Source organism: Gardnerella sp. KA00718 (assembly GCF_049244285.1).
Taxonomy (GTDB): domain Bacteria; phylum Actinomycetota; class Actinomycetes; order Actinomycetales; family Bifidobacteriaceae; genus Bifidobacterium; species Bifidobacterium vaginale.
The window spans coordinates 1,010,755-1,030,390 of record NZ_CP058370.1 but is presented as its reverse complement, the minus strand read 5'-3'; the positions used below and the strand labels follow the sequence as shown (position 1 = coordinate 1,030,390).

Sequence of the window (19,636 nt, the reverse complement as noted above, 5' to 3'; positions counted from 1 at the left end):
ATAAAGACTTATAAATAAAGAGGTTAAAATGGTTGAAAAATGCTACAATTGCGCGGTTTTGGGCAATCCTATATCGCACTCTCTATCTCCAGTTCTACACAATGCTGCATATAAGGCATTGGGCTTAAATAATTGGCATTATGGTAAAGAAAAAGTTAGCGAGGAAGACTTAAAAGATTTTATTGCAAATCTTGACGATTCTTGGAAAGGCTTAAGCCTTACAATGCCACTTAAAAAAACAATTATGAGCCTAGGTGTAGCTTGCGATTATTGGTCTAAAACGCTTGGTGTTGCAAATACTGCTGTGTTTAGTAAAAAGCCATGCTTAGAAAATCCTGAGACGATTGAGCTTTGTAACACAGATGTAAATGGTATTGTAATGGCGTTAATACACTCTTTAAAGTCTCAAATATTAAACGCTAAAAGTGCGGTTATTATTGGCAGCGGAAACACTGCGTCTTCTGCAATGGCAGCTTTAATAGAAATTGCTCAAGGTTCAAAATTGAGTAAAGTTAGTGTTGTTGCAAGATTGCAAAGCGATGGTAAAACTGTTAAAGGCGTTAGTAGATTTAACGATTTAGTAGATAAATATAAATTGGATTTTCCAAATAGCAGAAGAATAGAGCCGTCTAACTTGAATCTTAAAAACAAACGTGGCTACAAGCCTGTTTGCGGTATAGAATTCCCTACTATTGATCCTGAGTTTATAAAAATATCGCAAGATATAGAAAAATGTGATAAATCTCACATTCTAGAATCTATTTCTTCGTTGGATGCAATTGAAGCAATTGTAAACGCAGATATTGTTATAAGCACTGTTCCTGCTCATATAGCAGACGGATTAGCGCTCGCTTTGTGTGAATATTGCAAGGAAAAGTCAATAAAACATTTAGGAGCTTTGCTAGACGTTGTATATGATCCTCGACCAAGCCAGATGCTTAAAGTTTGGAGAAAATATGGCATGGGTATTGGTGGAGAAGAAATGCTTTTATATCAAGCACTAGATCAAGTAAAACTCATGACTTTTGATTATAGGCATTCAAGTGATGATTCGTGTGATGATTCTTGCATAATCAAACACCAATCTGACAAGGCTACAGATTACGATTACATAAGAAGTTGCATGGAAAAAGCATTGAAGGAGGCGTTATGATCACTGAAAATAGTGAATTCTCGCAGGTGGCAAGCGATTTTGAAGTAATGCTCATTACTGGCATGAGCGGCGCTGGCAGATCTCATGCAGCAAATGCTTTGGAAGACATGGGCTGGTATGTTATTGATAATCTTCCTCCAAAGTTACTCATCCCTCTTGTAGACATGATGACATCTTCTGGATCTAAAGTTCATAAGCTTGCAGCAGTTATTGACGTAAGATCACGCGGATATTTTGATGATTTATTTGTTGTTTTGGGTCATATAGATGATTTAGGCGTAAAAACTCGAATACTATTTTTAGATGCATCTGATTCTGTGCTCATTAAAAGATATGAGTCAGTGCGCAGACCACATCCTTTGCAGCGCGGAGGAAGACTTATAGATGGTATTTTGGAAGAGCGTGAGCTTTTAGGTCATCTTAAAGATTGCGCGGATATTATTATCGATACTTCAAATCTTAGTATTCATCAGCTTTCCACTAAACTTTATGAGGGGTTGCTTGGAAAAGGATCTTCTACTGTATCTGTTCACATTTTTAGTTTTGGGTTCAAGTACGGAATGCCTATGGACGCCGATTTTGTGGCAGATATGCGATTTTTGCCCAATCCATTTTGGATTCCAGAGCTTAGGGATTTAACTGGAAAAGATAAAGCAGTTAGCGATTATGTTCTTAAAAATCCAGCGGCAATAGAATTCTTAGACTCTTACGAAAAAGCTCTTCTTACGGCAATTGATGGTTTTGCAAAAGAAGATAAGCATTATGTAACAATTGCTGTTGGATGCACTGGGGGTCAGCATAGGTCTGTAGCTATTAGCATAGAGCTTGCAAGAAGACTAAAATTAAGAGGATTGCAGGTTACAGTATCTGCTAGAGAGATGAGATCTAGAACATGATTTAGTTTCTCCTATAGGATTATGTAATATAAAAAGTAGAACTATAAAAAGGTAAAATGTCCAAGTCATTGGGTATCACAGAAAGCCGAGCATGTAGGTGTTTTGCACATCGTGCAACGGCATCTTGTATGAATCCCAACGCATACTCTAAGAAGAACAAAATAGGAGGTTTCCCTTGGCTCTTCTTGACGACGTAAAGAACGAACTCGTCGCAAATAATAGTGAGCTACCAGCGGTTGTTATGGCTCAGGCAGCAGCAATGATGCGTTTTGGTGGCGGCTTAAGGCCGGTTAATAATCAGGCTGTGATTCGTGCACAGTTTGATTCTCTAAGCGCAGCGCAATGGCTTGTAGATACGCTTGTGACGTGTTTCCAAAGAGAAGCAACGATTTCTCAAACTACTCGTCAGACTCCTACAGGTGTTGTTACTCGTTACGATGTTCTTGTGGAGCGAGGTGCTGCAGCTTTGGCTCTACAATCAGGTTTGTTGGACCGTCGTATGCATATCGTTGCTGGTCTTGCCCCTGAAATTGTTGGTGGAAGTATTGCGCAGGTTAAAGCTGCGTGGAGAGGTGCTTTCTTAGCTCATGGGGCTATATCCGATCCTGGAAAGGCAAGCTATTTAGAGATTGTTTGCCCAACTCATGAGGCTGCTACAGCGTTGCAAGCAATGGCAGCACGACTCGGAGTTGGTGCAAAGGCGCGCAAAGTTAAAAGCTCTGAGCGTGTTACTTTGAGAGATTCTGACGCTATTGAGCGTATGCTGATTTTGATTGGAGCTCCTCGTTCTGCTCGAGAATGGACTGGTAAGCGTTCTGATGGTGAAGCAAGAGGCAAAGCTAATCGACTGGCAAACTTTGATGATGCTAATATGCGCAGAAGTGCTAAAGCTGCTGCAGAAGCTTGCGAAAAGGTTCGTCACGCTTTCGATGTTCTTGGGGACGATATTCCAGAAAATCTTTTGATGGCAGGAAAGTTGCGACTGCAGCATAGTGATGCAAGTCTAGAAGAACTTGGTCATTTAGCGGATCCTCCGATTACAAAGGATGCTGTTGCTGGTCGTATTCGTAGGCTTTTGCAGCTTTGCGCTAAGGTAGAAAAGTCGCGAATGTAATTGCTTTTTTGACTGAGTATTTATTCGTATTGGCCGCATACTTTGAGTATGCGGCATTTTTTGTAGTTTTTTATTATCTAATTTTGGGCGTGCTTGTTGCGCACATGCGATATAATTGCTCATGGAATTTATAGACGTTTTAGCTTTGCTTTCGTCTTTTTTCTTGTTAAATTCGCCATCATGATTGGTTGAATCATGTTTTGGAAAGGATACCAATGAAGACACTTAAAGATTTGGGAGATTTGAGCGGCAAGCGCGTACTTGTTCGTGCTGATTTTAATGTTCCTCTCAAGGGCACGACTATCACAGACGATGGTCGAATCAAGGCTGCTTTACCAACGATTAAAGCTTTGCGTGAGCAGGGTGCCAAGGTTATTTTAATGGCCCATCTTGGACGTCCAAAGGGTCAGGTTGTTCCAGAGCTCTCTTTGGCTCCAGTAGCGGCTCGCTTAGGTGAACTTCTTGGTGTTAATGTTGTTTTGGCTGCAGATACTTATGGTGAAGATGCTCAGGCTAAGGTAGCTGCCATGAATAATGGCGACGTTGTGTTGCTTGAAAACGTTCGTTTCAACGCTGAAGAAACCAGTAAGGATGCGTCCGAACGCGCTGAATACGCTAAGAAGATTGCTGCTCTTGGAGAAGTTTTTGTTTCCGACGGTTTCGGTGTTGTTCACCGCGCCCAGGGTTCAAATTACGATGTTGCTGCCGATCTTCCAGCTGCTGCTGGCTTGCTTGTTGAGAAGGAAGTTAAGGCACTTTCTCGCGCAACCGAAAATCCAGAGCGTCCTTTGACTGTTGTGCTTGGTGGATCTAAGGTTTCCGACAAGCTTGGCGTTATTGAAAACTTGCTTTCTAAGGCTGACCGTCTTGTTATTGGTGGCGGAATGGTGTTCACATTCCTTAAGGCTTTGGGTCATGAAGTTGGTACTTCTTTGCTTGAAGAGGATCAGCTAGAGAAAGTTAAGGGATATATCGAAACTGCTAAGAAGAATGGCGTTGAGGTTGTTCTTCCAACCGATATTGTTGTGAACGCTGGCTTCCCAGCAGGCGATACTCCTGTTGCTCCAGAAGTTGTTCCAGCGGATGCTATTCCAGCAGACAAGATGGGCTTGGATATTGGCCCTGATTCTCAAAAGCTTTTCCACGACAAGATTGTTGATTCCAAGACTGTTGTTTGGAATGGACCAATGGGCGTGTTCGAAGTTGCAGAGTTTGCTGCTGGTACTCGCGCTGTAGCTCAGGGTTTGGTTGATGCAACGAAGAACGGCACTTTCACTATTGTCGGTGGTGGAGATTCCGCTTCTGCAGTTCGTAATCTTGGATTCCCAGAAGATGGCTTCTCTCACATATCCACTGGTGGTGGCGCTTCACTCGAGTTCTTGGAAGGTAAGACGCTTCCAGGTTTGAGCGTGCTTGAGTAAGTGACTTTAAAATATTGTGCCGACTTCGATTTTATAAATTCTTTTTGTAGATCGGGGTCGGCATAATGTTAATTTTATCTTTATAACTAATTCTTAAGGGTGATTATGGTTGTCAATAGGAAACCGCTAGTTGCAGGCAATTGGAAGATGAATTTTAATCACCTCGAAGCCACTCATTTTATTCAAAAATTCTGGTGGCGTCTATGTGATTCTCGCTTCGATTGTAAAAAATGCGATATTGCTCTTATGCCATCGTTTACGTCCTTGAGAAGTGTGCAAGTATTAGTTGAGTCTGATAATCTTCCTATTCTTTATGGCGCGCAAGCAGTTTCCGTTACAGCTCAAGGCGCGTTTACTGGAGATGTTTCTGCAGATATGCTTGCAAGCTTGGGCTGCTCAATGGTGATTGTAGGTCATTCTGAGCGACGTAAGTATCATCCAGAAGATGATGCGAATATTGTTGACCAAGTGCGAGCTGTGCTTGCTGCTGGAATGCAACCTATTCTTTGCGTTGGTGAAAGTTTTGAAGAGCGCAAGCAGGGTATAGAGCTTGATTTTGCAGTTGGACAGGTTCATGACGTTACTCGCGATTTGGATTCTAAGCAGGCAGAGCGTTTGATTATTGCATACGAACCAGTTTGGGCTATTGGAACTGGAATGGTAGCTACAGCACAGTCTGCTCAAGATGCTGCTAAGGCTATTAGGGATGATCTGCAGGAAACTTTCGGGGATACTGTATCACAAAAAGTTAGAATACTTTATGGCGGCTCTGTAACGTCTTCTAATGCAGCAAGTCTTATTTGTGAGCCAGACGTTGATGGATTTCTTATTGGTGGAGCTTCTTTAGACGTTGAGGAATTAGCTACTATTGTTCAATTGTCGTCTTACAAAAATCGAATTTAATACATAGGTCAATGGCTTTTACTATGCTTTACAAAGTACTCTAAAACAGGAGGTTACTTGTGTCCGCTGTGAAAATTGTTTTGCAAGTGTTGCTTGTGCTGACCAGCATTTTGTTGACATTGTTGATTTTGATGCACAAGGGCAAGGGCGGCGGTCTTTCCGACATGTTCGGCGGCGGTTTAACGAAGAACGCTGGTAGCTCTGGTGTTGCAGAAAAGAACTTGAATCGTTGGACTGTTATTATAGCGTTGATTTGGGTGGCTGTTATTGTTGCCTTGAATCTTATGACTAAGTTCTCACTTATCTAAGTATTCTTTTAAGCGCGTAGTCGAAAGATTGCGCGCTTTTGTTTTATAAGCAGAGCAGGTGTACATTTTGCTATGCTTTTTAAGATGTTAGAAGATGTTAGACTAATTAAAATACATTAGGTTATTGTTATGCTTCATTTTTCTCCTTCTCTTGTGGTAGCAGATCTTGATGGCACTATGCTTCATGATGCTAATGCTTTTGAAAGCAGATATTTAAGCCAAGAAACTGTTAGCGCTTCTAAGCGTTTGAGTGAATGTGGAATTCCGCTTGCGATTATTACTGCTCGACCTGTTGGAAGTGCTTTTGATTTTATTCACGATTTGAATGCTCAAGTTTGCGCGTACCTTAATGGTGCTCTTATTGATTTTGACTGTGCTCACAGCACGATAGGTGAGCTTACTTCGCAAAGAAGCCTTGATACTCTTACGCGTTTTGGATTTGATTCTCAACATGCTTGTAGTGTGTGTTTGCGCTTGCTTAATGAGATTCCTACGCTTCGCATTGGCATTGTTATGAACGATGTTCGTTACACTAATTTTGATGTTCGTATGCTTTGGAACGAGCAGGATTTTGTTATTACCGATTTTTCTAATGTTCCAAGTGGCATTGCAGACAAGATTATTATTGTTCCTCGAGAGAGTGAGAAGGAAAAACTTCAGAGCATTCTTCCAACCGATTTTTCGCTACACATTAGCGAAGATGTTTTGTGGATGCTTACGAATCCTCTTGCAAACAAGGGGCATGCTTTGAACGTTATTTGCAATCGTTTGGGTGTGAAGCCGAGCCGCACAGTCGTTTTTGGAGACGATATTATAGATATAGACATGTTCCGCGCAGGGGGATACGGTGTAGCGGTATCGAATAGTAATCCTCGGTTGCTTGCGATTGCGGACGAGGTTTGTGATTCCAACAACAATAATGGCGTTGCTACCTGGCTTAATTCAAATCTTTTTACTAGATTGTGAATAACCCACCTTTCGTTACCGGCGAAGTTGTGTGACGAATTCTTTCGTAGAGAGTCAAACGGAAAGCTTGGTGACATTATCAGTGAAGAGAAGAAATCTACCATTAAAGTCGGAGCAGCTAAAGATCTCAATGGAGAATACCCATTTTTCATTAGTGGTGATGCTGTACTTTCTTGTGATAAACCACTAGTTAATAATCGACCCATTTATATTCCAAATGAGATTGAACTTAAGGTGTTTAATAGCATTGGATATGCCTGATTATACGACTATATCGTATAATCAACGCGAAAATAGAGCTTTGATAGCTCTCCGTGATTGGCTTTTACCTACTATGCTCATGAACGGGCAAGCGACAATCGAAGATTAGGCAGCTAAATTATCATTTCTCTATCCATTAATTTCTTCTCCTTAATCTACAAATTTCAATTAACAAAGCGACTGAACTTATATTTCAATCGCTAAAAGTCTTATATGTTAAATTGTTTTAAGTGGGGATTCTTATCCTTACCATTTTTACATCCTAATTTTGAGTATAAAAAAGACGATAGAGTTTTAACTGTCTATCGTCTAATACCTTTACTATGATATTTTTAAATCTTTTTTGACCAATATACTTTTAATAATTTAGAAAATATTATTTGCACAAATGCAACTATTATTAACGCTAAAAAGGCTTCATAACTTACATATGCTACAAATAAAGAAACAGTTACAATAGCCATTGAAAATATAGGTATTATATTTGATCCTGACTTCATCTTTATTAATATCATTCTTTCATCTGTTTCTTTAGTATGCATCTTCTCCAATATATCTCTATTTCTATATGCTCTACCAAGCATTGACATGTAGAATACAGATACAAGTTCAAGTCCAATAAAAAATACTGCTACATAATATGTCACATCTTCTTTTAATGGGAATTTATATTTTAAGTAAAAATTTCCAATAATAACTGCGAGTAAGGCAACCATACATAATAAGACTAAAATACTAATTCTAAAGGAGTGTTCAGTAAGGGATTAAAAGAAAACCAACTGAAAGCCTTTAAGCGGGAACATAAGAAATAAAACGACCATACAAGAGTAGAGATACTCTGTGTGGCCGTTTTCTTATACTCAGATACCGAAATAGTATTTGAGATTTTTAGAACAAACCTTGTATTTGAGCTTGTATTAACACTGCAGTAACGCTGGCACCTGTATTAATTAAAAAGTCTTTTAGTCCAACCAATGCTGATTTTAAAATATGCGGTTTCTTCTCTTCTTCAATTTTTAATTTGATGTCAGCTAATAATTCTGTTGCGGTTTCTATATCCTCTTTTGATAAATCAGATTCACTAATACTTTTTTCAACGGCATCAACTACATCCTTAACTTTATCATAGGAAAATGTAACTGTATTCTCACTTCCAGACACTATCTGTACATTATCGGATGGCGAATTGATCACACTTGTATTCCCGTAATAATTATTCACGGTTTGCGGCATGTTCACTGCGGATTCTTTTTCAGTCTCAGAGAAAACCATATTTTCCCCTACAATACCTTCCGATTCTAATTTCAATGTCCATTCTAAAATAGTATTTTTGACTTTTTCTTCAATGTCTTTAACTGCAGTTGTAGGTACATGTAATGCATAATCCATTGGAAGTAGCGAATCAGCCATTTTATCAAACAATGCAAGTTGTTCGCCTGAAAAATCTAAAGTTAATACATTTCCTGAGGACTGACATAAAGAAATGATTTCAGAAATTGAATTTACTAACTTTCTTTCACAAATCTTTTTTTCGTATTCATTATCCTGTATTGAGGTTGGAATCCAACCGCGATAAGGATTGAAAGTTTTTAAACTTCCACGAACCTTTCTATACTCAGGGCAAGATTCTGGGTCAGGATAACCATTTAATTCGTGTTGAATCCATTGATCAAAATCAGCAAGCTTTAATTTTGATGCAATCAAATGTGCTTTGCGTAATATATTAACAACATCGCAATTTGATGACACAATTTCATTCTGTAATTCTAAAACAATACTTCCCATGTTATTCACCATCCTTCTTTCTACCATATAGGGCACTATTCTCAGCAAACATCATAGTTCTTCACATAGAAGCAATAAGGAAAAGGAATAATCTAACTTTCTGAAGTTGTTTCAGAATGCTCCTCAAAATTTTCTACCTGCTCCATCACCTTTGTGAACACTTCAGGACTATACTGTGGCGGATAGCCGTTCTTAACCAAACAAATCTTTATCTTCAATTTTAACTGATTACGCACATTCTGATTGTTGAGCCAGTCCACAAATGAAGACTCGGTATCTATTATTTCCTTAACTTTTTTAGCAAGTGTCTTGCATTTATCGTTTATCACAACACCGTTAACTTCTTTGTCAATGCCATATTCAAACTTATACTGGTCACGAAGAGCAATCAAAATATCATAGAATGCCTTTTCTTCAAAGGTTAATCCTATTTTACGGAAACTCTCACGATTTTCGTTCATCTGACGAAGTATCACTAAAGCTTGTTCAGTTGCAGCCTTAATAATATCTTCTGAGGCAGCTTCCTGTGTTGCCCCGGCTTCTTCAGCAGTAAGGTGCTTACGTCTTTCATGGTACTCATCAATAGTCTTTTCAATCATTTCTTGGAAAGATTTCGCTGCTAATTGGTTAACCCTGCCATATTCCTTTATTTGCTTACGGAGCATTTTGATAAGTAATTCTAACTTTGTAGCAGGCATTTCTACATCTGATAATTTTTCAAAGTATTCAGGAGAGAAGATATCTTCTTCCTCGCCACTTTCAAGAACACTTTCTACCTTATTGTATTTTAATGCCTCTTCAACCATCTTTGATACCACAAGATTCATAGTTTCAGCATCAACATCGCTGGTTCCACTCATTTTACGAACGAAGCCTGCTATAGCCATAAAGCACTGTGCAAGCGCAGATTCTTCTTCGCCCAGATTTCCAGAAGGTTGGCAAATATCAAAAGCACTTCTCATTCTCTTAACAGACTTTAAGAAATATGTCTTAAATGAGACCTGATTAGTTTTTCCGTTTCCTTCTGTCTGCAAGACCTGTGCTGATGTAAAGACATACTCAGCCGCTTTGGAAAGTAATTTATATCTTTCAACAGGGTCACATTTCGTATTAAGGAATGGAGCTAAGTCATAATCTGTAAACAGTGCTTTAAGTATTTCAATCTCCTCCCTGAATGCAGAGGTAGCCTGCTCAACGTCATCCGATGTGGGAGCAACTGATGTATCACCACCGTAAACCTTCATGGCCTCACGCATATTATCGCGAATGCCAATATAGTCGATAACCATACCATATTCTTTGCCGGGATATTTTCTGTTTACACGACTGATAGTTTGAATCAGCAAGTGCTTCTTCAAAGGCTTATCGTTATATAAATATGTAAGTGACGGAACATCAAATCCCGTAATCCACATATCAACTACGATAACAATATGGAAATTAGACTTTTCCTGTTTAAAGGCTGCATCCAGTTCTTCGCAACGTTTATCATTTTTAACTCCACCAAGATAGTTATACATCTCAGCTTCATCATTACTTCCAACACTCGATACCATAGCCATAAATGGCATAGGCTTTAATTCTTTAAGTTCTTCATCTGTTGCAGTAACTCCGTCAGGAGTTTTCTTTTCTTCAAACCATTCCGGATATTTATCCTTGAATTTCAAAAGAAGTGAATATGCAATTTTTCTGCTAGAGCAGACAATCATTGCTTTCTGAATTCTATCTGGGTCACTATCACAAGATGAAATATAATGGTCATGAATATCTATAGCAAGCCTCTCCAAGCGAGAAGGCTCGCCAAGGATAACTTCCATAGAACTCATTGCACGTTTACTGGCTTCAATATCATCATACGTTGCACCATCATCGGCACACTTTTTATAGTAATTTTCAATTTCTTTAGCTTTGGTCTTATCAAGTAACACCTTGGCAATACGAGGATGATACTTAATAGAAACAGTTAGTCCATCTGCGACCGCCTGATCCATAGTGTATCTATCAATTTCCTGACCAAAGGTCTGATATGTTTCGGCAATAGGAGTTCCTGTGAAACCTACAAACGTAGCATGTTGAGGCGGTAAGTTTGCTAGTCAAGGAGTAAAACGACGAAGATTAGCATTTACTTCCGCCCATGCGATAGCTGTCCGTGATTGACAAGTGCTAGCACGCAGACAGAACGGAGATAGCGAACCGCTGAGTGTGTCGCTCTGCTCGTAAAAGCTTAGAAACCTTTGAACGAAAGGGATAATGAAAGCCTTGATTGCAAGGCTTTTTGCTTTATGGTGGGTAAGTATCAGAGTGAGAAAATTTTTGGAATGAGTAGAAGTGATAGCTAGAAATTATCAGTTTCTATTTCCATTTACCCTGTGGGTACGTGTTTGTTTCCATTGACAAGGAGTTTGTGGGAATAGAAATGTACCCACCTTGTTTGAATCAAGTGAAGTGTAGTTGAAGGAAATCTGTTGAAAGCAATACTTCATTTTACCGAATAAGTAATAATTTAGGCAACTTCAAATCGATTAAAAAAAAACTATTTTAAAGGTTAAGAGTAGACAAAAATTGTCCACTCTTTTTTGCAAACTCAATTTATCAATAAATGAAATGAGGGAATGTAAAATGAAATATTTTGAGGTTGAGTTAGAAAATCCTGATGAATTTTTAAAACTACAAACAGAAGATTTTGTGAAAGCTAATCGCTTGCTACTAAGGAAGATAATCCAGAGCGTTACAGTCTATGAAGAAAACTTCGTCATATCCTTTAAATCTGGCATCGAATTGGAAGTATGAGTCTCATTCCATAACTTTTATATTGAACATATCATCTTGTTGTGTTATACTATAAATTGATATAAACAAAGATGTAGGAGGAACCGAAACTATGACAGCCTCAATGCGTTTAAGATAAGCTGGCAATAAAAAAAGCAGAATCTATACCCGATGATAGGCTTTTTTGTTGTGCTTATTTATACGATATTGAGCATTCATTAGTTACGGTGAGGATATTGGTTATTTAACTATACCTTTATTTAACTATGTCTTTAATATGAATGTTTCCAAATTGTATGTATGCAGACCAAAAGCCACATTGTGGGGTTTGGCCTGCATTTTTTATTGCCTAGAATGCTATTCAAAATAGAAATTCAAGCAAAATAATATGCAGGAGATAATATAAATGGAAAAATACAACAATTGGAAACGAAAATTTTATGCAATATGGGCAGGGCAAGCAGTATCATTAATCACTAGTGCCATCCTGCAAATGGCGATTATTTTTTACCTTACAGAAAAAACAGGATCTGCGATGGTCTTGTCTATGGCTTCATTAGTAGGTTTTTTACCCTATGCGATTTTGGGACCTGCCATTGGTGTGCTAGTGGATCGTCATGATAGGAAGAAGATAATGATTGGTGCCGATTTAATTATCGCAGCAGCTGGTGCAGTGCTTCCTATTGTTGCATTCTGTATGGAGCTACCTGTCTGGATGATTATGATAGTATTGTTTATCCGTAGCATTGGAACAGCTTTTCATACCCCAGCACTCAATGCGGTTACACCACTTTTAGTACCAGAAGAACAGCTAACGAAATGCGCAGGCTATAGTCAGTCTTTGCAGTCTATAAGCTATATTGTTAGTCCGGCAGTTGCAGCACTCTTATACTCCGTTTGGGATTTAAATGCTATTATTGCCATCGACGTATTGGGTGCTGTGATTGCATCTATTACGGTAGCAATTGTACGTATACCTAAGCTGGGTAATCAAGTGCAAAGTTTAGAACCAAATTTCATAAGGGAGATGAAAGAAGGAGTTGTGGTTCTGAGACAAAACAAAGGATTGTTTGCCTTATTACTCTTAGGAACACTATATACTTTTGTTTATATGCCAATCAATGCACTATTTCCTTTAATAAGCATGGAACACTTTAATGGAACGCCTGTGCATATTTCTATTACGGAAATTTCCTTTGCATTTGGGATGCTAGCAGGAGGCTTATTATTAGGAAGATTAGGGGGCTTCGAAAAGCATGTATTACTAATAACAAGTTCATTTTTTATAATGGGGACCAGTTTAGCCGTTTCGGGAATACTTCCTCCAAATGGATTTGTAATATTCGTAGTTTGCTGTGCAATAATGGGGCTTTCGGTGCCATTTTATAGCGGTGTGCAAACAGCTCTTTTTCAGGAGAAAATTAAGCCTGAATATTTAGGACGTGTATTTTCTTTGATCGGAAGTATCATGTCACTTGCTATGCCAATTGGGTTAATTCTTTCTGGATTCTTTGCTGATAAAATCGGTGTAAATCATTGGTTTTTACTATCAGGTATTTTAATTATTGGCATTGCTATAGTTTGCCAAATGATAACTGAGGTTAGAAAATTAGATTTAAAATAAACAATATTGGAGGAATATTTATGTATCTTATTTTCATGTAACTCTTCCTGCTAAAATCGCAGGGTTTTCCCTGCATACAAGCAAATGAAAGCATGCGATTATAGACAGGAGGAAATGTTATGGAATTAATATTAAAAGCAAAAGACATTCGTGTGGAATTCAAAGGACGCGATGTTTTAGATATAAATGAATTAGAAGTATATGATTATGACCGTATTGGTTTAGTAGGAGCAAATGGTGCTGGAAAAAGCACTTTACTCAGGGTACTTTTAGGAGAATTAACTCCCCCAGGATGTAAAATGAATCGTCTGGGTGAACTTGCCTATATTCCCCAGTTGGACGAAGTAACTCTGCAGGAGGAAAAAGATTTTGCACTTGTAGGCAAGCTAGGTGTTGAGCAATTAAATATACAGACTATGAGCGGTGGTGAAGAAACAAGGCTTAAAATAGCACAGGCCTTATCGGCACAGGTTCATGGTATTTTAGCGGATGAACCTACGAGCCATTTAGACCGTGAAGGAATTGATTTTCTAATAGGACAGCTAAAATATTTTACAGGTGCACTGTTAGTTATTAGCCATGACCGCTATTTTCTTGATGAAATAGTAGATAAAATATGGGAACTGAAAGATGGCAAAATCACTGAGTATTGGGGAAACTATTCTGATTATCTTCGTCAGAAAGAGGAAGAACGTAAGAGCCAAGCTGCAGAATACGAACAATTTATTGCGGAACGTGCCCGATTGGAAAGGGCTGCGGAGGAAAAGCGAAAACAGGCTCGTAAAATAGAACAGAAGGCAAAAGGTTCTTCAAAGAAAAAAAGTACTGAAGACGGAGGGCGTTTAGCTCATCAAAAATCAATAGGAAGTAAGGAAAAAAAGATGTATAATGCTGCTAAAACCCTAGAGCACAGGATTGCGGCCTTAGGAAAAGTAGAAGCTCCGGAAGGCATTCGCAGAATTCGTTTCAGGCAAAGTAAAGCATTGGAGCTCCATAATCCATACCCTATAGTCGGTGCAGAAATTAATAAAGTATTTGGGGATAAGGCTCTGTTTGAAAATGCATCTTTTCAAATTCCGTTAGGAGCAAAAGTGGCGTTAACTGGTGGTAATGGAATCGGAAAAACAACTTTAATCCAAATGATCTTAAACCATGAAGAAGGAATTTCTATTTCGCCTAAGGCAAAAATAGGTTACTTTGCACAGAATGGTTACAAGTACAACAGTAATCAGAATGTTATGGAGTTTATGCAGAAGGATTGTGACTACAATATATCAGAAATTCGTTCAGTGCTAGCATCTATGGGGTTCAAACAGAACGATATTGGAAAAAGTTTATCTGTTTTAAGCGGTGGAGAAATTATAAAATTGTTGCTTGCTAAAATGCTCATGGGTAGATATAACATCCTAATAATGGATGAACCCAGTAACTTCCTTGACATACCAAGTTTAGAGGCTTTGGAAATACTAATGAAGGAGTACACCGGAACTATCGTGTTTATCACCCACGATAAACGATTACTCGAAAATGTAGCAGATGTAGTTTATGAAATTAGAGATAAGAAAATAAATCTGAAACATTAAATTTAAGGTAGTCGCTGGTCAGTATAGTCTGTTCTGGTTGGCGACTCCATTGTTAAAGAGTATAAAGACTTTAGATTTTATGAATATTAAAAATAGGAACAGTCAATTGAACTGCTCCTATTTTTCTGCTAAATATATTGTAGTTTTCTTATATGTATAATGATAGATTAGCGGATTCTCATCTACGGTACTTACTTCAAATATGAAGAAGTGATCGCGGTTACCTGCATATTTGTTTTCTAACGCTTTTAGTGCGAGTAGGTTATCTCCATGTATGAGCATGTTTTCTGTATTAGGATCATTTTTGCAGTTTGATTTTTCTTTATCCTCAACTAGAATCCTAGGCTCTATTTTGATTTCTTTATCCTTACCAAGCCACGTAAGTTCCAGTTTTTGATTATTAGCCATTACTTTTCATCCTCCGCTATAAATTCCAAAATATCGTTGGGCGTGCAGTGTAAAGCTGTGCAGATACCTTCCACTTTTTCCAGTGATATATATTGCCCAGTGCGTAGTTTCGTAATAATGTTGGCGGAAATATTGCTCATTCTCATTAAGTCCTGATTGGAAATATCTTCTTCAATCATGCGATGTAATAGTTTTTTATAACTAACAGCCATAATTCCCTCCTTATTTTAATAGTTAAATATTATCACGATTCTGTGAGTATATCAACGATATAAAGAGCTAGCCACTCCGGAATATAGCAGATTAAAAAAGTCTCCTTTGCTATTCATTCAAGGCAAATGCCTAATGAATGCTTAGGAGATTTTTATTGTCAAAAATTTTTTCTAAAACCGTCAGATTACACCCTCTTTCATGGCTACCAAGTAGAAGACCAAAAAAACTTTTTAAGACAGGTTAAAAAGTCGGCTTTTTCTTTTGCCTGTGATGTAGAAGGGATAAGCCTTCTAGAAAAGGAGGATCAAATATGGATCTAGAGAAACTGCCAAAAGCACTAAAGAACAAGAATATCTTTTGTTCATGGAAGTACGAGCAGCAAGAAAACGGTAGGCTCACTAAGCCGCCTTATAACCCCATAACGGGAAAGAAAGCAGCTACAGACAACTTAAGCGATTTCACCTCGCTTGATGATGCCATGAAAGTAAAAGACCAATACGACGGAATTGGTATAAAGCTTGTTGATAACCTCTTAGGCATCGATTTAGACCACTGCATCGATAATGGCATCATTAAAGACTGGGCAAAAGAGATTATTGCCCATTTCAAGCACGCTTATATCGAATACAGCCCAAGTAAGCATGGCTTTCATATCTTGCTTCTGTTTAACGGCGCATACGATAAAAAGTCTTATTACATCAAGCATGGGGATATTGAGGTTTACAGCGCTCTAGCTACGAATCGCTATCTAACAGTTACGGGCGACGTGTATCAGGAAGGCGAGCTTTTAGAAGACGATGAAGCCATCATGTGGCTTTTAGACACGTACATGAAGCGAAACATAAACACTCATGAAAAAGAAAATAACGCGTGTACAAGGTCATATTTAAGCGATACATCTGTTATTGAAAAAGCTGGCAACGCCATAAATGGAGCTAAATTTACAGCACTTTGGCATGGTGACATTTCGGCTTACCCTTCTCATAGCGAAGCAGATGCCGCGCTTGTGTCTATTCTTGCCTTTTACTGTGGCGGTAACAAGGAGCAAATAGACCGACTTTTTCGTAAGTCTGCTTTATTCCGTCCTAAGTGGGATGAACACCGTGGCGCGGATACTTATGGCAACACAACCATTCAGAAAGCTGTTTCTAAATGTCATACCTTCTATGAGCCTTTCCATAATGCAAGTGCTGAGGAAGACTTTGATGATCTCTTATCTAAATTACAGGAACTAAAGCCTGATGAAAATATACGATATCGCAACGGTGATTTAGGTAATGGCAGATTGTTTGCTGATATTTTCCAAAACATTCTGCACTATGTACCGGAGCGCAAAATGTGGTTCATCTTCGATGGTGTACGTTGGACTTGCGATATTGGAACGCTTAAAACGATGGAACTATGCAAGGATTTAGCTCTTTCTCTTATACGTTATGCTGGTGTCATTAAAGACGAGAGAACCCGTTCCATGCTTGTTGAGTATTGGAACAAATGGAGCAGCCGTCGTAACCGTGAGATTTATATCAAGGAAGCTCAAAGCGTTTACCCCATTTCGATGGAAGCGTTCGATAAGAACATTTATCTATTTAACTGCCAAAACGGAACTTTAGACCTTCAGCACGGTGTATTTCGCAAGCACTTAGCAACAGATCTTATTACCAAAGTATCACCTGTGTTTTATGACCCGAAGGCAAGAAGTGAACGTTTTCGCCAGTTTGTCGATGAAATTATGAGCGGAGATTGTGAGAAAGCCTTGTATCTTCAAAAGTCATTAGGCTATGCGTTAAGCGGTGATACACGCTATGAGTGCATGTTCTTTCTTTTTGGAGAAAGCACAAGAAACGGTAAAGGCACACTCATGGAAAGCGTTCTGTCTGTGATGGGCGATTACGGAAAAGCGGTACGCGCGGAAACCATTGCTCTAAAGAAGAACCCTAATAGCTCACAGCCGACCGAGGATGTAGCACGCCTTGCCGGTGTTCGCTTTGCCAATATATCTGAGCCGAGCCGAGGACTATTCCTTAATTCAGCCCAAGTTAAATACATGACGGGAAGTGATACCTTAAACGCTCGATTCCTGCATGAGAACAGTTTTGACTTTAAACCACAGTTCAAACTGTACGTGAACACCAATTATCTGCCCGTCATCAGCGATATGACAGTGTTTAGTAGCGACCGCATGCAGATTATTCCCTTTAACAGGCATTTTGAAGCGTGGGAACAGGATAAAACCTTAAAGGCGGAGTTTTCTAAAAAAGAGGTGCAAAGTGCCATTTTAAACTGGCTTCTTGAAGGCTTTACCCACCTCCGAGATGAAGGCTTTAAGCCGCCTAATAGCGTTCTTGATGCCATTTTTAGTTATGCCCACGACAGTGACAAGATGGCACAGTTTGCTGAAGATGTACTCGTTAAAGACCAGAGCTCTGAGATTCGAACGGCAGTTGTATACGACCACTACAAGAAGTGGTGCATTGATAACGGCTGTTTTTCTGAGAACAGCAGAAACTTCAATCAGGAATTAAGAAAATTTGCCGAGGTTGTAAGAAAGCGTCCCAAGACAGGCGGAGAAAAAACCACGCTTCTTAAAGGCTACAGGCTTAAAAGTGAGTTTAGCGATTTTTTAAGTGGCAACTAGTGGCAGTTAATAACCTATATCCCCATATAACCCTATAAGGCAATAACGAAATTTAACTGCCACATCATGCCACGTTTAAGGAGGTGGTGCCTATGATTGCGTAATTCGTATCGCAAACCTGTGTTGAACATGAAGAAGAAATACTATCATGCACAAATCAAAATACTGAAATGATTTCAGCTTTTTGACAACATTGAAGAAAGAAAACCTGCCTAGGTACTGTGCTGTTAGAAATTTATTCGCATACTACTTTCTGAACCTAACCCCCTAGGGGGGGTCAAATCTCTAAAGAGTACCCCTTCGGGAACGGGCGCAGGGTCTTGCGTGCAAAAACAGCGAATTCAAAAGGGTAAATGGGCAAAATCAAGCAAATTACTGCAGTAATTGCAGAAAACAGTAATGAAAGGAACTAACAATTATGATTAACAGAGATATTGAAAAAGAAATGAAACTAGCAAGTCAGGACTACCACAACACGTTTTGGAACGTACTGCGCGACGCAAATGGTAATGCGAACAATATTGCAGGAAAACTGCGCCACATTCATACAGGTGCCTATGATTTGCCGACTTCTTCTCTAGCAAAACTCGAAGCAAAACTTGCAAACAAAAGTAATCTTAGAAAACTGTGTACAGTGGTAAAAGCACACTCGCAATCAAGCAAATTGTTCATCTATGAAGGTACACCGTTCACTAAATGGATGAAAGATTATGATGCGAATATCATTACGCATATGCCTATTAAAGATGGCTTTAAGCGTATTGATGTAACGGATTATACCCTAGTTAACCTTATTCGTTTGGGTACGGATTTTACAGCTGATCTTGACTTTGATATCGAAGAGTTCATCACAAGCGAACTGACAAAGCAATTTACATTGAGTGAGTCGGAAGCTTTTATAAATGGCGATGGGATAACTAAGCCGACAGGAATTTTATCAGATACATCAGGTGCTGAGGTTGCTGTGCAAGCAAAAGAGATTTCCGCAGATACCATCAAACATTTATTCTTCTCGCTAGATAGTAAGTATCGAGAAAATGCCACGTGGCTTATGAATGATGAAACTGCTCTTTATCTTCAAACCTTAAAGGACACTACCGGAGCATACATCCTACCTGATTTTGATGGCAACTTAATGGGCAGACCTGTGGTCATTGACAATGCCATGCCTTCTTCGCAAAAGGGAGCAAAAGTTATCGCCTTTGGTGATTTTTCCAACTATTGGATTATCGAACGCCATAACCCAACCATCAAGGTTCTAAACGAAATATTTTCTCTTATAGACCAGATAGGTTACCTCTCTTTTGAGTATTTGGATGGGAAACTGGTACATCCTGAAGCAATTAAAGTATTGCAACTTTCTTAAACAAGGAGGTCAAAATGCATGGATGAACAAATTAAGGATACACCGGTAAAAACCGAAGTGTTAAGAATCGGAAATACTGAATTTACGGTTAACTCTCTTGAAAGCAAGAGTGCTCAGAAAGGTGTCAAAGACCTAATCAAACACCTTATTTTAAGCAATTTAAACCATGTAATAGAAGCTAAATAACTTGATAAATTCTGAGTTATACGGGAATATATACTGACCGCTTGA

General features: G+C 38.8%; 18 protein-coding genes and 1 pseudogene. 13 read left to right on the top strand and 6 right to left on the bottom strand.

All coding sequences use genetic code 11. The features are described 5' to 3' along the window. Positions 1-28 precede the first annotated feature (28 nt). The 7 genes from HXT55_RS04175 (at position 29) to HXT55_RS04145 (ending at position 6,761) form a co-directional block, all read left to right on the top strand. Positions 29-1,153 carry a shikimate dehydrogenase gene (locus HXT55_RS04175; RefSeq protein WP_004117195.1) on the top strand — a complete coding sequence of 375 codons (1,125 nt, stop codon included), beginning with the start codon at positions 29-31 and terminating at the stop codon, positions 1,151-1,153. Next, positions 1,150-2,049, top strand: a complete 900-nt coding sequence (gene rapZ, locus HXT55_RS04170; RefSeq protein ID WP_014554604.1) for an RNase adapter RapZ — start codon at positions 1,150-1,152, stop codon at positions 2,047-2,049. The genes HXT55_RS04175 and rapZ overlap by 4 nt, the downstream gene beginning before the upstream one ends. 175 nt (positions 2,050-2,224) lie before the next feature. Then, the gene (gene whiA / locus HXT55_RS04165; RefSeq protein ID WP_004111755.1) at positions 2,225-3,163 is read left to right on the top strand and encodes a DNA-binding protein WhiA; all 939 of its coding nucleotides are present in this window, start codon (positions 2,225-2,227) and stop codon (positions 3,161-3,163) included. 215 nt (positions 3,164-3,378) lie between these two features. Then, positions 3,379-4,584 (top strand): phosphoglycerate kinase, encoded by a 1,206-nt coding sequence (locus HXT55_RS04160; RefSeq protein ID WP_014554603.1) that lies wholly within the window; start codon positions 3,379-3,381, stop codon positions 4,582-4,584. Positions 4,585-4,689: 105 nt separating this feature from the next. Next, positions 4,690-5,487 carry a triose-phosphate isomerase gene (tpiA, locus tag HXT55_RS04155; RefSeq protein WP_421792539.1) on the top strand — a complete coding sequence of 266 codons (798 nt, stop codon included), beginning with the start codon at positions 4,690-4,692 and terminating at the stop codon, positions 5,485-5,487. A 59-nt stretch (positions 5,488-5,546) separates the two neighbouring features. Then, positions 5,547-5,795 carry a preprotein translocase subunit SecG gene (secG, locus tag HXT55_RS04150; protein ID WP_004115170.1) on the top strand — a complete coding sequence of 83 codons (249 nt, stop codon included), beginning with the start codon at positions 5,547-5,549 and terminating at the stop codon, positions 5,793-5,795. A 129-nt stretch (positions 5,796-5,924) separates the two neighbouring features. Then, a complete protein-coding gene (locus tag HXT55_RS04145; RefSeq protein WP_101886451.1) occupies positions 5,925-6,761 on the top strand; it encodes an HAD hydrolase family protein in 837 nt (278 codons plus the stop codon). A gap of 593 nt (positions 6,762-7,354) precedes the next feature. Here the strand turns inward: HXT55_RS04145 and HXT55_RS04140 are convergent. The 4 genes and pseudogenes from HXT55_RS04140 to HXT55_RS04125 all read right to left on the bottom strand — a co-directional run. After that, entirely contained in the window at positions 7,355-7,762 is a 408-nt protein-coding gene (locus tag HXT55_RS04140; protein ID WP_421792799.1) for a hypothetical protein, read from the bottom strand. 148 nt (positions 7,763-7,910) lie between these two features. Beyond that, a complete protein-coding gene (locus tag HXT55_RS04135; protein WP_004122116.1) occupies positions 7,911-8,807 on the bottom strand; it encodes a hypothetical protein in 897 nt (298 codons plus the stop codon). 92 nt (positions 8,808-8,899) lie between these two features. Continuing rightward, positions 8,900-10,327, bottom strand: coding sequence for a type I restriction enzyme endonuclease domain-containing protein (locus HXT55_RS04130; RefSeq protein ID WP_338030053.1), 1,428 nt, complete (start codon positions 10,325-10,327; stop codon positions 8,900-8,902). A 372-nt stretch (positions 10,328-10,699) separates the two neighbouring features. After that, positions 10,700-10,870: pseudogene (locus tag HXT55_RS04125) on the bottom strand (hypothetical protein); the annotation flags it as partial. Positions 10,871-11,426: 556 nt separating this feature from the next. On the opposite strand from HXT55_RS04125, the gene HXT55_RS04120 reads away from it, so the two are divergent. The 3 genes from HXT55_RS04120 (at position 11,427) to msr(D) (ending at position 14,783) form a co-directional block, all read left to right on the top strand. Then, positions 11,427-11,597 (top strand): hypothetical protein, encoded by a 171-nt coding sequence (locus HXT55_RS04120; RefSeq protein ID WP_000873143.1) that lies wholly within the window; start codon positions 11,427-11,429, stop codon positions 11,595-11,597. A 385-nt stretch (positions 11,598-11,982) separates the two neighbouring features. Then, complete coding sequence (gene mef(A), locus HXT55_RS04115; protein WP_421792537.1) at positions 11,983-13,200, top strand: macrolide efflux MFS transporter Mef(A); 1,218 nt, start codon at positions 11,983-11,985, stop codon at positions 13,198-13,200. 119 nt (positions 13,201-13,319) lie between these two features. Beyond that, the gene (msr(D), locus tag HXT55_RS04110) at positions 13,320-14,783 is read left to right on the top strand and encodes an ABC-F type ribosomal protection protein Msr(D) (RefSeq protein WP_000420313.1); all 1,464 of its coding nucleotides are present in this window, start codon (positions 13,320-13,322) and stop codon (positions 14,781-14,783) included. Positions 14,784-14,900: 117 nt separating this feature from the next. Here msr(D) and HXT55_RS04105 read toward each other — a convergent pair whose 3' ends face one another. Both HXT55_RS04105 and HXT55_RS04100 read right to left on the bottom strand, forming a co-directional pair. Further along, positions 14,901-15,191 (bottom strand): DUF5960 family protein, encoded by a 291-nt coding sequence (locus HXT55_RS04105; protein WP_004121959.1) that lies wholly within the window; start codon positions 15,189-15,191, stop codon positions 14,901-14,903. Next, on the bottom strand, positions 15,191-15,403 hold the full coding sequence (locus HXT55_RS04100) for a helix-turn-helix domain-containing protein (protein WP_004121956.1): 213 nt from the start codon (positions 15,401-15,403) through the stop codon (positions 15,191-15,193). The genes HXT55_RS04105 and HXT55_RS04100 overlap by 1 nt, the downstream gene beginning before the upstream one ends. 311 nt (positions 15,404-15,714) lie before the next feature. Between HXT55_RS04100 and HXT55_RS04095 the strand changes: the two genes are divergently transcribed. The 3 genes from HXT55_RS04095 to HXT55_RS04085 all read left to right on the top strand — a co-directional run bounded on the left by HXT55_RS04095 (position 15,715) and on the right by HXT55_RS04085 (position 19,591). Further along, on the top strand, positions 15,715-18,039 hold the full coding sequence (locus HXT55_RS04095) for a phage/plasmid primase, P4 family (RefSeq protein WP_004121944.1): 2,325 nt from the start codon (positions 15,715-15,717) through the stop codon (positions 18,037-18,039). A gap of 418 nt (positions 18,040-18,457) precedes the next feature. Continuing rightward, complete coding sequence (locus HXT55_RS04090) at positions 18,458-19,405, top strand: phage major capsid protein (protein WP_004121942.1); 948 nt, start codon at positions 18,458-18,460, stop codon at positions 19,403-19,405. A gap of 18 nt (positions 19,406-19,423) precedes the next feature. After that, positions 19,424-19,591 (top strand): hypothetical protein, encoded by a 168-nt coding sequence (locus HXT55_RS04085; RefSeq protein WP_004121940.1) that lies wholly within the window; start codon positions 19,424-19,426, stop codon positions 19,589-19,591. Positions 19,592-19,636: the final 45 nt, after the last annotated feature.